This is a genomic window from Aeromicrobium sp. 9AM, from assembly GCF_902506105.1.
Classification (GTDB): domain Bacteria; phylum Actinomycetota; class Actinomycetes; order Propionibacteriales; family Nocardioidaceae; genus Aeromicrobium.
In genome coordinates this window covers 405818-419898 of sequence record NZ_LR733304.1, presented here as the reverse complement: position 1 = coordinate 419898, position 14081 = coordinate 405818, and the positions used below count along the sequence as shown (strand labels likewise).

Sequence of the window (14081 nt, the reverse complement as noted above, 5' to 3'; positions counted from 1 at the left end):
CGTTCCGACCACTGGATGCGACTCGTTGTAACCATCTTTTCCCGAACGACGGACTGCCGCCAGAAGCGGGTGTTAGCTTCGCCAGGTTCCAATCGTTTTCGGGGGAGATTCCTGTGCCATCAAAGACTCGGCTGCTGCGCGCCGTCCTGCTGTTCCTGCTGACCTTCGCCCTGGTGACGCCACTCGGCGGCGCCTCCGCCGAAGAGGTCACCGATCCTGTCGCTCCGACGGTCACGGGCACGCCCGTCGTCGGTCAGGTGCTCACCGCAGTCACGCCGTCGGACTGGCCCACCAGTGAGACCCCGACGTATGTTTGGGCAGCCGACGGCACCCCCCTCGGAACCGACGCGGCGACCTTGGTGCCCACTCCGGGTGAACAGGGCAAGCAGATCACGGTGACGTTGTCGAGCACTCCGAGCGGCGAGACGCGTACGTCTGCGCCCACCGCCAAGGTCCTCCTTGCCGGCCAGCCCACAGTCGCCGGCACCTACCTGGTGGGGTCGACGCTCACCGCAAGTCCTGGCACGTGGACCGCTGGCACCAACCTGACCTACCAGTGGCTCGACAACGGCCAGGCGATTCCCAACGCGGTCGGTTCCACGTTCCGTCTGACCTCGTCGCAGGGACGCCGCGGCATCTCGGTGCGCGTCACCGGTTTCCTGACGGACTACCCGACGTTCTCCACCACGTCGGTGAAGTCGGCGAAGGTCGTGACGGCGGCAGCCAAGCCGAGGATCTCCGGTGCTGCAGCGGTCGGCCGTACTCTGACCGCGAGGCCGGGCACCTGGATGTCCGGGGTGCGGATCCACTACCGCTGGTACGCCGATGGCAGCCCCATCTCGGGCGCGACCCGGTCGACGTACAAGATCTCCTCCGGCCAGGTGACCCGCAAGATCACGCTTCGCACGCTCGGCACTCGCGCGGGCTACGCCACAGTGACCCGGTTCTCCGGCGCCACCCCGCACGTCCAGCGAATCGGCAGTGCCGGGATCTCTGGCAAGCCCGTTGCGACTCGGTCACTCACCGCGAGGACGGGCAGCTGGGTGTCGGGGACGACGTTCACGTATGCCTGGTACCTGAACGGCAAGAAGATCTCGGGCGCCACGTCCTCGCACATCTACGTCAAGCCGTCGTGGAAGGGCAAGAAGCTCAAGGTCCGGGTGACGGGACGGAAGAGTGGCTACAGCACCTTCTCCGACATGAGCTCGTCGTCGAGCGCCGTCACGCTGCCCGGTCGCACCGATCCCGTCTCGTCCTGGAACTGCCCGTCCTGGGCACCGATCAAGGGCAACGCGAGCTCGATGATCTATCACATGCCGGGCCAGCGCTTCTACAAGGCGACCAAGCCTGAGGACTGCTTCTCGACGCAAGCAGCTGCCCGAAGCTACGGCTACCGCAAGGCGAAGGTCTGACCGGCGGCTGATCCTCGAGATGTGGACAGATTCGGCCCACCGAAAGCCCCATCGTGGGCCGAATCTGTCCACATCGTGTGGGATCTCGCGACGCCTCTAGACCGTGGCCAGCTCCCTTGCGTGGAACTGGTTGGCCGGCTTTGCGAGGCCGTAGTTCTCCCGCAGCGTCGTGCCGGTGTAGTCCTCGCGAAACAACCCACGCGAACGCAGGATCGGCAGGACGTGCTCGATGAACGCCTCGAGACCTGACGGCAGTGCCGGGCCCATGATGTTGAACCCGTCCGCGGCGCCATCGGTGAACCACGTCGTGATCGTGTCGGCGATCTGCTCGGGCGTGCCGGCTACCGTGTGATGGCCGCGACCGCCGCCGAGCTTCGACAGCACCTGGCGGACCGTGAGGTCCTCCCGGGTCGCGAGCTCGACGATCAGGTCGGCACGGCTCTGGAAGCCCTCGACCGTCGGCCGGTTGATGACCGACCGCGGCAGTCGCTCGTCGATCGCCAGCGAGTCGGCCGGCACCTCGAGGATCGTCGACAGCTGCAGCAGGCCGTACTCCGGCACCCGCAGGTCGTCCAGCTGCTGCGCAAGCTGCTGGGCCTCCGCCTCGGTCGAGCCGATGACCGGCACGATCCCCGGAAGCACCTTGATCCCCTCGGGATCACGGCCGATCCTGCGGGCGCGGTCCTTGATGTCGGCGTAGAAGTCCTGCGCCCGCTCGATCGTCTGGTGCGCCGTGAAGATCGCCTCCGCGTACGCCGCGGCGAACTGCTTGCCGTCGTCGGACGACCCGGCCTGTACCAGCAACGGATAGCCCTGAGGAGGTCGCCGTACGTTCAAGGCGCCCTCGACCCGGAAGTACTTCCCGTGGTGCTTGATCGGGTGGATCCGCGACGGGTCCGCGAACCGCCCAGCGGCCTTGTCGCCGACGCGGGCCTCGTCCTCCCAGCTGTCCCAGAGCTTGAGCGCGACGTCGAGGAACTCCGCCGCCCGCTCGTACCGTGCGCCGTGCCCCAGCGTGAAGTCGAGACCGAAGTTGTCCGCCTCGCGCTGCGTCGCCGAGGTCACGATGTTCCAGCCCGCGCGGCCGCCGCTCACGTGGTCGACCGACGCCAGCCGGCGCGCCAGGTTGTAGGGCGAGTTGTACGTCGTGGAGACCGTTGCGATGAGCCCGATCCTGCTGGTGGCCGCAGCCAGCGCGGTCAGCAGCGTCAAGGGCTCGAGCTGCCCAGGCGGGCGGAACTCCCCCGAGCCCTGCAACGCCGGACCATCGGCGAGGAACAGCGAGTCGAACTTCGCGTCCTCGGCGAGCTTGGCCAGGCGTACCCAGTGCTGCAGGTCGAAGTCCGCGTCGACGTTGCTCTGCGGCAGCCGCCAGGCGGCCTCGTGGTGGCCGGCCTCCATCAGGAACGCGTTGAGGTGCAGCTGCCGCGTGCTCATGAGGCACCGAACCCAGCAGGCAGGATGTTGTCGATGACCTGGTCGACGTCGACCTTGCTGGTGATCTCGCCGGCGTCATAGAAGTTGTCGGCCAGCTTCTGCTCACCCTTGGCCTGATCGGGCGTCACCGCGCCGATCGTGAAGCTCCAGGCTGCGATGTTCGACTTGATGACCTTGGGGTCGAGTCCGGTCTCCTTGACGAGCGCCTCGACGTGCTTGTCGGGGTTCTTGTGGGCGTACCCGTACGCCTTGGCGAGCCGCTTCAGCACGTCGGCGAGCGCCTTGCGCTTGACCGGGTCGTCGAGCGTCTTCTTGGAGCCGACGTAGAACTGGCTGCCGTAGTCGAGCGGCGGGACGCCCTTGGCGATGACCCGGGCCCCCTGTGACACCGCGAGTGACGACTGCGGGTCCCAGATCGCCCACGCGTCGACCTTGCCTGCGGCGAAGGCGCTCTGCCCGTCGGCCGGCGGCAGGAAGACGAACTTCACGTCCTTGGGCGTCAGGCCGACGCTCTGGATCGCGTTGAGCGCCAGGCCGTGTGCCGAGCTGCCCTGCGGGATCGCGATGCGCTTGCCCTTGAGGTCGGCGAGCGTCTTGATGGGCGAACCCTTCGGCACGAGGATGTTCTCCAGCGCACGGTTGGGGTCGGTCGGCGTCTGGATCGCGATGATCCGGAAGCCCAGCGTCTTGGCCGCACCCGTGATGGGCGGCACGGCGCCGACGCTGCCGAGGTCGATGTCACCCGATGCCGCGGCCTGCACCAGCGGCGGGCCGTAGTCGAACTTGGCGAACTTGATCTTGTACGACGCCGAGTCGAACGCGCCCGACTCGTCAGCGAGCTCGACGATGCCGTCGCTCTGCTGGCCGATCGTGAACGTGTACTTCTTCCACTCGGGGTTGACCTTCTTGACGGTCGACGAGTCGGCAGCCCCACCGCACGCGGTCAGAGTGCTCGCGAGCGCGAGCGCACCGATGGCGGCGACGATTTTGGGCAGGGTGCGGTTCATGGTGGAGCTCCTTGGGGGTTTATGGGGATTGCAGGGTGGGTTGGTCAGTGGACGGCGGCGAGGCCGAGATCGCCGAGCAGCGAGGCCCGGAGGTCCTCCCGCGCGGTGCCGACGTCGCGTTCGTCATCGTCGAGTCGTACGTCGTAGGTGCTGCCGATCCGGCCGTCGCTCATCACGAGGATCCGGTCGGCGAGCGCGATGGCCTCGTCGACGTCGTGCGTGACGAGCAGCATCGCGGCGTTGTGCCGGTGCCGCAGGTCGCGCACCAGGTCGTGCATCCTCAGCCGGGTGATCGCATCGAGCGCGGCGAACGGCTCGTCGAGCAGCACGAGGTCGGGGTCGGCGACGAGCGCCCTCGCGAGCGACACCCGCTGGGCCTCGCCGCCCGACAGCGTCTTGGGCCAGGCGCGAGCCCGGTCCTTGAGGCCGACCTCGTCGAGCACGGCAAGGGCACGCTCGTCGGCGCCGTCCTCGTACAGGCCGATCGTGACGTTGCGGAGCACGCGTTGCCACGGCAGGAGCCGGTCGTTCTGGAAGACGATCGCCCTTGCCTTGGGCACGCTGACCGTTCCGGCGTCCGGAAGGTCGAGGCCGCCCAGCAACCGCAGCAGCGTGCTCTTGCCGCAGCCGGACGGGCCCAGCAGGACGACGAACTCGGACTCGCCGATCGTCAGGCTCAGGTCGTCGAGGACGACCCGGTCGCCGAACCGCCGACCGACGTTGCGTACGTCGACGGAGGTCGTGGTCGTGGTGCTCATGACGCCTCATAGCTGGGGCGCCACTGCAGCAGCACCCGCTCGAGAATGCGGACGAACTGGTCGGCGAGGAGACCGAGGATCGCGTAGATGACGAGCCCCAGGTAGACCTGGTCGATGCGCAGATAGGTCTGTGCGCGGTTGATCAGGTAGCCGATGCCGGCGTTGGCGTTGATCGTCTCGGCCGCGACGAGTCCCAGCACGCTGTACGCGAGGGAGAACCGCAGGCCGACGAGGAATCCCGGCAGGGCGCCCGGCAGCAGCACCCGCGTGATCAGCCGCCACCGACGCACTCCGGCGGCTCGGGCCATCTCGATCAGGCGTTGGTCGACGCCGCGGATCGCCGCGAACAGGTTGAGGTACATCGGCAGGCCCGCGCCGAACGAGATCAGCAGCACCTTGGTCAGCTCGTCGATGCCGAACCAGACGATCATCAGCGGCAGGATCGCGAGCAGCGGGATCGTGTGCACGATCTGCACGACGCCGTTGAACAGGTACTCCCCCGATCGCAGCAGGCCGGCGATGATGCCCGTCGTGATGCCGATCGTCAGACCGATCGCGAGTCCGATGCCGACCCGGCGCAGCGATGTGGTCAGGTCGACGCTCAGCTCGCCGAGCTTCCACAGGTCGACGCCGGCCTGGACGATCGCCGTGGGGGCCGGCGCGATCTTCTCCGGCAACCAGCCGAGCTCGCTGGTGACCTGCCACAGCACGAGGATCGCGACGGGCGTCGTGTAGATCCCCAGCGGCCAGCTCACGCGGCGCCGCAGGCGGGTCAGCCGACTGCCCTCACGCCCGGCCGGGGCAGTGAACGTCTCGGTCGCCCGCTCGCGCGATGGCGCCGCGGCGCCGCGCGACGGGCGTACGCGCGCCGGCGCGAAACCGGTGCTCATGCGGCCGACCGGCTCTCGGCAATGCTCGAGTAGTGGCTCGAGTCGCCCGTGATGACGTACGACAGCTTGCCGTCGACCGAGACCGGCACGTCGCCGGCGATCGTGATCCGCTCGAGGCGGCGCGGCTGGTCGTCGTAGTTGTCGATCGCGTAGTGCTGCGTGATCCGGTTGTCGAAGATCAGCAGCTGGCCCGGCGACCACGACCAGCGCAGGATGTTCTCGGGCCTCGTCACGTACGCCTGCAGGAGGCGCAGGATGTCGCGCGACTCGGTGTTGGACAGCCCGACGAGCCGGCGCACGAACCCGCCGATGAACAGGCCACGCTCCCCCGTCTCGGGGTGGACGCGCACGACGGGGTGCGCCGTCTCGAACACCGTCGAGGTGAACGTCTCGTTGTACGCCTTCTGGTGATCGGTCAGCGTCTCAGGCGGCACGGCGTAGTCGTAGTCGTTGGAGTGCACCGCCCACAGCCCGTCGGCGAGCTCGCGCAGCGCCGGCGGCAGGTCTCGATAGGCGCCGGCCGCGTCGGCGATCAGCGTCTCTCCGCCGTACGGAGGCACCGTGATGCTGCGCAGCGTCGAGATCGCCGGCGGGTTGATGACGAACGTGACGTCGGTGTGCCACTGGTTGGCCTTGCTCTCGGCGCTGTCGACCGCGAGGACAGCCGCGCTGCCGTCGGCGGCTGGCACCGTCGGGTGCGCCGCGGTGAGGTCGCCGAAGTAGCCGGCGATGCGCTCCTGGCCGCGCTGGTCGAGGTCGGCACCGTCGAACACGACGGCCTTGTGCGCGTTGAGCGCCTGGCGGATCGCCGCGATCGTCTCGGTGTCGAGCGGCCGGGACAGGTCGACGCCGGAGATCTCGGCGCCGATGCGGCTGGTGAGCTTGCGGATGGAGATGGTCATGCGAGTTCCTTCGATGGGCGTGCGGACGTACGGGACGGGGCTGCTGGTCAGCAACAGGTCGCGCTCTGGGTCCGCATCAGGTCGACCGCGAGGCGCGCGACGAGGTTCGTCATCGAGTTCATGCCGATGACGCTAGGGCCGCAAAACCGCTGGTCACGGCCCGTTTCGAACCTTGGAACGGCCCCGTGATCGCAGCCGGTTCGTGCTACTCGCGCCCACCCGCGCGAAGCACAGTTTCCGGCATTTCCGGCCGGGTCTCAGGACGTGAGCGACGTCGATAACTGGCTGCAAACCGCGGAACAGTGGGCGGGGTGTGCAGTCCTCGGGCCACGGAAGGCATGCGTCATGCCTTCTGAGGCACATGACCCTCAGAAGGTACGACGCTAGGCAGTCTCAGAAGCTCTTGTGGGTTCCGAAGGCTCGTTGCCAGTAGGTCAGCGGCGCGTTGGCGTACGTGTCCGCCGCCTCGACCCGGCCCAGCACCAGCGTGTGATCGCCGGCCTCGATCAGCTGCGTCACCGCCATCGCCACCCAGGCGTGCCGGTCAACGAGGCCGGGCGCACCGTTCTCGGGCCGCCACGGAATGTCGGCGAACTTGTCAGGACCGGTGCGGGCGAACCGGAGCGCGATCTGGTCCTGGTGCGCGGCGAGCACGTTGACGCCGACGATCGACTCGATGTGCAGCCTCGCCAGCAAGGACGATCGGTTGTCGAGCGACACCAGGAGCATCGGCGGGTCCATCGACAGCGAAGCGAAGGCGCTGACCGTCGAGCCCAGCGGCTCACCATCGGCAAACGTCGTCACAACCGACACGGCAGCCGCGACGTTGCCCATGGCAGACCGGAACGACTTCTGCAGCACCTCGTCGTCGATCTCAGCGCTCATGCCTCTACCCCCACCGCAGCGCGGACGACCGGCGCCCAGCTGGCGAGCCACGAATGCTCGACGGCGTCCGGCTGAGGAGCGCTGTCGATCAGGTAGAGCGCCGGTGCCGGGACTGTCGCGCCCACCTCGACGAGGACGGGCTTGAGGTGCAGCTCCGCTGCCAGCTGGTGGGCTGGGCCCGCGCCGAGCATCAACGGGATGCCGACGACACCCTCGAGCCCTGTTCCGCCGGGAAGCTGGTCGAGGAACAGCTTGAGCAGCCCCGTGTACGTCGCCTTGAACGTGGGCGACGCGAAGATCGCCACGTCGCTCGACGCCACCGCCTTGACCGCGGCCGACACGTCGGGGTCGCCCCAGCCGAGCAGGCCGGGGCCGAGGTCGACGAGGTCATGGGCGACGACGTCGGTCGCGCCGAGTCCGTCCGCGAGGCGGTGGGCGGCCTCCCAGGTCCGCGACCTGGCCTTGGGATTGCCCACGACGAGAGAGACGCGCATGAGTGGTTCAGCTCCTTGCTGGATCAGATGGCCTTGCCGGGATTGAGGATCCCGGCCGGGTCGAACAATGACTTGATGGCGTGCTGCAGACCGTCGACGACACCGCCGACCTCGCGCGTGACCCAGTCACGCTTGAGGAGTCCGACGCCGTGCTCCCCGGTCAGAGTGCCGCCGAGGTTCAGGGCCAGCGCGAAGATCCGGTCGACCGCCTCCAGAGCGTGCGGTGGCAGCACCTCCTCGCCGTCGTCGACCACGAGGATCGGGTGCACATTGCCGTCGCCGGCGTGAGCGAACACGAAGATGCGGGCACCGGTCTCCTCGGCAATCGCGTGGATCCCGCGGATCGCCTCGGCGAGCCGCGACGGCGGCACGGCGATGTCCTCGATCACGACCCGGCCGATGCGCTCGAGCGCCGGCAGCGCCTGTCGGCGAGCCGTCATCAGACGAGCGCTCTCGACGGGGTCGTCGGACGTCTCGACGTACGCCGCCAGTGGGGTCAGGACGTCGGCGATGACCCCTGCCTCGATCGCGGCGGCGTGGCCGTCGGACTGGGCGAGCAGGAAGGCTGCGCCGTTGGCGCGAAGCTGGGTGCCCTCCAGCGCATCGATGGCCGCGAGGGTCGGCCCGTCCACGATCTCGAGGACGACAGGGCGTACGCCCGACGCGCGCACCGCGATCGCCGCGGCGGCGGCCTCGTCGATGCTTTCGAAGTACGCCGCGACGGTGCTGGTGGCGACCGGCCTGGGCAGCAGCCGCAGCGTGGCGCGGACGACGACGCCAAGCGTGCCCTCCGAGCCGACGAGCAGGCCGAGCAGGTCGTAGCCTGTCACGCGTTTGAGCGTCTCGCGGCCCACCGTGATGAGCTGCCCGTCGGCGAGGACGACGTCGAGGGACAGCACGGCGTCGCGGGTCACGCCGTACTTGGCGCCCCGCAGCCCGCCGGCGTTGGTCGCGATGTTGCCGCCGATCGTGGAGATGCCGACGCTGCCGGGATCGGGGGCGTAGAACAGCCCGTGGGCCCCTGCTGCGGCGTCGAGATCGGCGGTGATGACGCCGGGCTCGACCACCGCGACCTGGTCGTCCGCTCGGATCTCGACGATCCGGTCGAGCCGGGACAGGTCGAGCACGATGCTGCCGACGCCCGCGACGGCACCGCCCGCGACGCCGCTGCCGGCGCCACGCGGCACGACCGCGATGCCGTGCAGCTGAGCGAACCGCAGCGTCGCCTGCACCTGCTCGACCGAGCCGGCGCGCACGACGACCGCCGCGGGACCGATCGGTGAGCCCGAGCGGTCGCGGCTCGCCGACTCGACGTCGGCCGGGACGACCGACCAGTCGTCGAGGTCCGCGACGAGGTCGTCGAGGGAGAAGGTGGCGGCAAGGGTCATGCGTCGGGGTCCGTCGCCGGCGTCGTGGCGAGGCCGGCGTCCTTCCAGGCAGCGAAGCCGCCGTCGACGTGCACGACGTTGCTGAAGCCCCACTCGACGAGCTGGTCGGCGACGGGACCCGAACCGTTGATCGAGCCGCAGATCACGACGACCGGCCTGCCGTCCTCACGGTCGGCGAAGGCCTCGGCGAGGGCCGGCTTGTCGACGATCTCGGCCTGCGGGAGCCCACCGGTGCGCGCGCGGAAGCCCTCGCTGCGTACGTCGATGAACCGCGCGCCACCCTCGACCGCCGCCGCGGCGATGGCGGGGCTGACGAGCACGGCGGAGTGCGTGGTGTGCGGTGCTGCGGGCAGGTCGCAGGCGGTGGTGGTCTCGGTCATGATGGTGGTCCTTCCGGTGGTCAGATGGGTTGCATGGCTGGGTCGAGCAGGATGCGTACGTCGATCGGTTCGGTGGAGGCTCCGGCGGCCGAACGCGCACCGAGCGCGCGTTGCAGGGCCTCGTTGACCGGCGTCGGTACGCCGTGTCGGCGACCGAGCAGCACGATCTCGCCGTTGAGGTGGTCGACCTCGGAGCCGGCGCCACGGGCGAAGCTCTGCCAGGTCGAGCGCCGGTGCTCGTGGTCCGGCACGGTGCCGATCTCGAGCGCCGGCAGGTCCGGGACCGCCGTGGCCGGGTCGACGACCTCGATGCCGGCGGCGGCGAAGACGTTGTCGAGCTCGGCGACCAGCAGGGCACCCGCCTCGGCGAGATCGTCTGCGGAGCCGGCGAACAGGTCGAGGCCGTTCGTGATGTTCCCGCGGAGCTTGTGTGCCTTCCAGGCCGCGATGTCGTCGACGGCGGTCGCGCCGAAGCGCGCGCCACGCAGGTCGGCCGCGATCTGCCCGGCCCGCTCGTCGGTGCCGGAGTGGTGCCGCCCGAGCCAGATGATGCCGACGGTCGGCCAGCTGGGACTCACCACCTCTCCGGGGCTGAGGTGGCTGGCCGCGATCCACGCCGTGGCGGCGTAGACCTCGCCGAACCGGCGCAGCACGGCATCCTCGGTGGCCAGGCCGTTCTGCAGGGTCAGCACCGGCAGGTCGGCGGCGACTCCCCCACCCTCGACCGGCAGCCACGACCACGCCTGCAGGACCGTCTCGACATCCTGGGCCTTGACCCCCAGCACGAGCACGTCATCGGGTCGCAGGTCGACCTCGTCGGGTCCCGACGCGACCGGCAGGCGTACGACATCGGTCACGTCCGGACGCCGGATGCGCAGGCCGCCGGTGCGGATCGCCTCGCCGTGGGCTCCCCGCGCGACGAGCAGCGACTCGACACCGCTGGAGTGCAGCTCGGCGGCGAGCAGCCCACCGAGCGCGCCAGCGCCGATCACGACATAGCGAGTCATGCCCCCACCTCCGTCTTGAGCCCCGGGACAGCGGCGAGCAACGCGCGGGTCAGGGCGTGCTCGGGGTGGTCGAAGACCTGCTGCGTGGGGCCGCTCTCGACGATCCGTCCGCCGTCGAGCACCGCGAGCTGGTGCGACACCTCCGCGACGACGGCGAGGTCGTGCGACACCAGGACGTACGTCAGGCCGAGCTCGCTCTGCAGGTCGACCAGCAGGTCGAGGATCTGCGCCTGCACCGAGACGTCGAGGGCCGACACCGGCTCGTCGAGGAGCAGCAGCTCCGGCTCGAGCGCGAGGGCACGGGCGATCGCTACGCGCTGCCGCTGGCCACCCGACAGCTCCGCGGCGCGACGGCCGAGATAGCTCGCCGGCAGCGCGACCTGATCGAGCAGCTTCGTGACCGCAACCGTGCGGGACGATCGATCTCCGACCCGGAACGACTCGAGCGGCTCGGCGACCAGGTCCCGCACGCTGAACTTCGGGTCGAGGGCGGCGAACGGGTTCTGGTGCACGAACTGGAACCGGCGGCGCAGGGCCCGGAGCTCGCGCCGGTCCGACGACGCCACATCGACACCGTCGAACAGGACGCGACCCGACGTCGGGCGTTCGAGTCCCATCGCGATACGCAGTGCCGTGGTCTTGCCCGACCCCGACTCGCCGACCAGCGCGAGCGTACGTCCGCGGTGCACGTCGAGCGTCACGTCGTCGAGCACGCGCGCACGGCTCCGCGAGCCGAAGCCGCTGCGCGACGTGAACTCCTTGCTGACGCCGTCGAAGCGGAGCACGACGTCGTCGACCGGTGGCACCGGAGCCGGGCGGCGGATGCGGCCCAGGCCGGGAGCCGCGTCGAGCAGTCGCTGCGTGTACTCGTGCTGGGGTGCGGCGACGATCTCGGCCGGCCGGCCCTGCTCGACGATGCGACCTTCGGACATCACGACGAGATGGTCCGCGCGATCCACCGCGATGCCGAGGTCGTGGGTGATCAGCAGCAGCGACGTGCCGCTGTCGGCGACGAGCCGGTCCAGGTGGTCGAGGATGCGGCGCTGGACCGTGGCATCGAGCGCACTGGTGGGCTCGTCGGCGACCAGCAGCCGCGGGTGTCCGGCCAACGCGATGGCGATGAGGACGCGTTGGCGCTGGCCGCCGGAGAGCTCGTGCGGATACTGCCGCGCCTTCACGGTGGGGTTGTCGACACCAGCGCGCTCGAGCACCTCGGAGACCTCGACAGCGACGGACCGCTTGGGCACACCTCGACGGCGTACGGCTTCAGCAACCTGCTCACCGATCCGCAGCGTGGGGTTGAGCGCGACCATCGGGTCCTGCGGCACGAGCCCGACCAGCGGTCCGCGGTGCTGGCGGAATGCCTTGTCGTCGGCGTTCGTGACGTCATGGCCGCCCAGCGTGATCCGCCCGCCGACGATCCGACCGCCTGCGGGGAGCAGGCCGAGGGCGGCGTGCGCGGTCGTCGACTTGCCCGAGCCGGACTCGCCGACGAGCGCGACGACCTGGCCCGGACGGACCGTGAGGGACAGGTTCTCCACGACGCGTCGCTCGCGACCCTTGGGCCCGAAGCCGACCGAGAGCTCGTCGATCTCCAGGACAGCCTGATCGGGTGGCGCGAGGACGGCGGGTGCGGGGGTGAAGGTCAGTGCCATCTCTGGAGCTCCTCGAACGTCTTGCCGATGTGGTTGAGGGCGTAGACCGCAGCGCCGACCGCGAGACCGGGCAGCAGCGTCAGCCACGGCGAGGTGACCAGGTACGTCCGGCCGGCCGCGACGAGCGAGCCCCACTCGGCTTCCGGCGGCGGCGCCCCGAAGCCTAGGAACGACAGCGACGAGACGGCCAGGATCGCGGTGCCGAAGTCCAGGACGGCGAGGACAGCCACAGGTCCCCACGAGTTGGGCAGGATGTGGCGTCGCAGGACCCGCAGCGGGCCGGCGCCGCTCGAGCGGGCTGCCTCGACGTACGGGAGGGTCTTGACCCGCAGCACCTCGGCGCGCGTGACGCGGGCGAACCCCGGTGTCAGGCCGACACCGACCGCGATCGCCACGTTGACCGTGCCGAAGCCGAGAGCCGTGACGATCGCCAGGGCCAGCAGCAGCGCCGGGATCGCCAGCAGCACGTCGACGAACCGCATCAACAGGCTGTCGGCCCACCCGCCGGCGTAGCCCGAGACGACGCCGATGGTCAGACCGACGACGACCGCCAGCCCGACCGAGATCGCGGTGGCTTCGATCGAGAGCGCGCTGCCGTGCACCATGCGGGTGAACAGGTCGCGGCCCAGCTCGTCGGTGCCGAACAGGTGGGACAGGCTCGGCGCGAGGAACTTGTCCTTGGGCGCGGTCTGCGTGGGGTCGCCGGACGTGAACAGCCGCGGGACGATTGCGCTGAGGACGACCAGCACGACGTACGCGACGGCGATCAGGAAGCCGGGACGCCTCAGGAGTGCGTGGGCAGTTTGGCGCGCGCGGTTCGACGTGCCGTCCCGCTCGGCGGCGGGCGGCGTGAACCGGACGAGCTCGACATCGGCGAGAGTCATGCCGCCACCTCCACGGGTGCGAGCGAGCGGGACGAGGAGTGCTGCAGGACCCGCGGATCGAGCAGCGGATAGATCAGGTCGACGACAAGGTTGACGACGACGAAGACACCAGCGGCGAGCACGACGATCCCCTGCACGAGCGGGATGTCCTGCGCGAGGACGGCCTGTTGTGCGAGCCGGCCGATGCCGAGACGGGAGAAGACAGTCTCGGCGACGACCGCGTTGGTGACGGTGGCGCCGACCAGCACTCCGAGGATCGTCAGCGCGGGCAGGCTCGCATTCTTGAGTGCGTGCTTGGTGTGGATCGTGAACCGTGAGAGTCCCTTGGCCCGTGCGGTGGCGATGTGCGCCTGGTCGAGCGTGTCGTCGAGGCCACGGATCAGCACCTGCGCGAGGATTCCCGACGTCGGCAGCGACATCGTGAGCGCCGGCAGCACGAGCGACGACACTCCGCTCGAGCCGGTGGCCGGGAACCAGCCCAGCGAGAACGAGAACAGCTGGATCAGCAGGAGACCGACCCAGAACGTCGGGAACGAGACCCCAACGGCCGGCAGCCGGTGCAGGAACGACCGCAGCGGTCGCCAGCCGACGTACGTCGCGAGGAACGCGAGCCCGCCGCCGATCACGGTGGTCAGCACCAGCGCCATCGCCGTGAGGGCGATCGTCGGCGGCAGGTTCTCGGCCAGCAGTGAGGTGACCGACTGGCCACGCGACACGGACTGGCCGAAGTCGAGCTGGAACGCGTCGACGAGGTGGTGCCAGTACTGCACGACGATCGGGTCGTCGAACCCGTACGCCGCCTGGATCTTGGCGACCTGGTCCGCCGACGGGCGCCCGGTCCCGCCTGCCTGGTTGAGCAGGATCGAGACCGGGTCGCTCGGCAGCGCGTAGAGGACGACGAACGTCACGGTGTAGGCCGCCCAGAGGACCGCGATCGCCTGCGCGACGCGCCTCACCGTGTACTGCACCATGTCGTCTCCTC

At 69.7% G+C, this 14081-nt stretch carries 14 protein-coding genes; 1 reads left to right on the top strand and 13 read right to left on the bottom strand.

The window, feature by feature from the left end; translation table 11 throughout:
- Positions 1-113 precede the first annotated feature (113 nt).
- Positions 114-1412 carry a hypothetical protein gene (locus tag BOSE46_RS08120; RefSeq protein ID WP_159539758.1) on the top strand — a complete coding sequence of 433 codons (1299 nt, stop codon included), beginning with the start codon at positions 114-116 and terminating at the stop codon, positions 1410-1412.
- Between the two features lie 96 nt (positions 1413-1508).
- Here BOSE46_RS08120 and BOSE46_RS08115 read toward each other — a convergent pair whose 3' ends face one another.
- From BOSE46_RS08115 to BOSE46_RS08055, 13 genes are all read right to left on the bottom strand, one after another.
- Positions 1509-2849 carry an LLM class flavin-dependent oxidoreductase gene (locus tag BOSE46_RS08115; protein ID WP_159539757.1) on the bottom strand — a complete coding sequence of 447 codons (1341 nt, stop codon included), beginning with the start codon at positions 2847-2849 and terminating at the stop codon, positions 1509-1511.
- Positions 2846-3856 (bottom strand): aliphatic sulfonate ABC transporter substrate-binding protein, encoded by a 1011-nt coding sequence (locus BOSE46_RS08110; protein WP_159539756.1) that lies wholly within the window; start codon positions 3854-3856, stop codon positions 2846-2848. Before BOSE46_RS08110 ends, BOSE46_RS08115 begins: the two co-directional genes overlap by 4 nt.
- Positions 3857-3900: 44 nt before the next feature.
- A complete protein-coding gene (locus tag BOSE46_RS08105) occupies positions 3901-4614 on the bottom strand; it encodes an ABC transporter ATP-binding protein (protein ID WP_159539755.1) in 714 nt (237 codons plus the stop codon).
- A complete protein-coding gene (locus BOSE46_RS08100) occupies positions 4611-5504 on the bottom strand; it encodes an ABC transporter permease (protein WP_159539754.1) in 894 nt (297 codons plus the stop codon). The genes BOSE46_RS08105 and BOSE46_RS08100 overlap by 4 nt, the downstream gene beginning before the upstream one ends.
- On the bottom strand, positions 5501-6406 hold the full coding sequence (locus BOSE46_RS08095; protein ID WP_159539753.1) for a TauD/TfdA family dioxygenase: 906 nt from the start codon (positions 6404-6406) through the stop codon (positions 5501-5503). The genes BOSE46_RS08100 and BOSE46_RS08095 overlap by 4 nt, the downstream gene beginning before the upstream one ends.
- A 393-nt stretch (positions 6407-6799) precedes the next feature.
- Positions 6800-7291 carry a flavin reductase family protein gene (locus tag BOSE46_RS08090; RefSeq protein WP_159539752.1) on the bottom strand — a complete coding sequence of 164 codons (492 nt, stop codon included), beginning with the start codon at positions 7289-7291 and terminating at the stop codon, positions 6800-6802.
- Positions 7288-7785: an NADPH-dependent FMN reductase gene (locus BOSE46_RS08085; protein ID WP_159539751.1), complete on the bottom strand. Its 498-nt coding sequence runs from the start codon at positions 7783-7785 to the stop codon at positions 7288-7290. Before BOSE46_RS08085 ends, BOSE46_RS08090 begins: the two co-directional genes overlap by 4 nt.
- Positions 7786-7808: 23 nt before the next feature.
- Positions 7809-9173, bottom strand: coding sequence for an FAD-binding oxidoreductase (locus BOSE46_RS08080; RefSeq protein ID WP_159539750.1), 1365 nt, complete (start codon positions 9171-9173; stop codon positions 7809-7811).
- Positions 9170-9553 carry a rhodanese-like domain-containing protein gene (locus tag BOSE46_RS08075; RefSeq protein WP_159539749.1) on the bottom strand — a complete coding sequence of 128 codons (384 nt, stop codon included), beginning with the start codon at positions 9551-9553 and terminating at the stop codon, positions 9170-9172. The genes BOSE46_RS08080 and BOSE46_RS08075 overlap by 4 nt, the downstream gene beginning before the upstream one ends.
- Before the next feature lie 20 nt (positions 9554-9573).
- The gene (locus BOSE46_RS08070; RefSeq protein ID WP_159539748.1) at positions 9574-10560 is read right to left on the bottom strand and encodes a ketopantoate reductase family protein; all 987 of its coding nucleotides are present in this window, start codon (positions 10558-10560) and stop codon (positions 9574-9576) included.
- Positions 10557-12215: an ABC transporter ATP-binding protein gene (locus tag BOSE46_RS08065; protein ID WP_159539747.1), complete on the bottom strand. Its 1659-nt coding sequence runs from the start codon at positions 12213-12215 to the stop codon at positions 10557-10559. The genes BOSE46_RS08070 and BOSE46_RS08065 overlap by 4 nt, the downstream gene beginning before the upstream one ends.
- A complete protein-coding gene (locus BOSE46_RS08060; RefSeq protein ID WP_159539746.1) occupies positions 12206-13099 on the bottom strand; it encodes an ABC transporter permease in 894 nt (297 codons plus the stop codon). Before BOSE46_RS08060 ends, BOSE46_RS08065 begins: the two co-directional genes overlap by 10 nt.
- A complete protein-coding gene (locus tag BOSE46_RS08055; RefSeq protein WP_159539745.1) occupies positions 13096-14070 on the bottom strand; it encodes an ABC transporter permease in 975 nt (324 codons plus the stop codon). Before BOSE46_RS08055 ends, BOSE46_RS08060 begins: the two co-directional genes overlap by 4 nt.
- Positions 14071-14081: the final 11 nt, after the last annotated feature.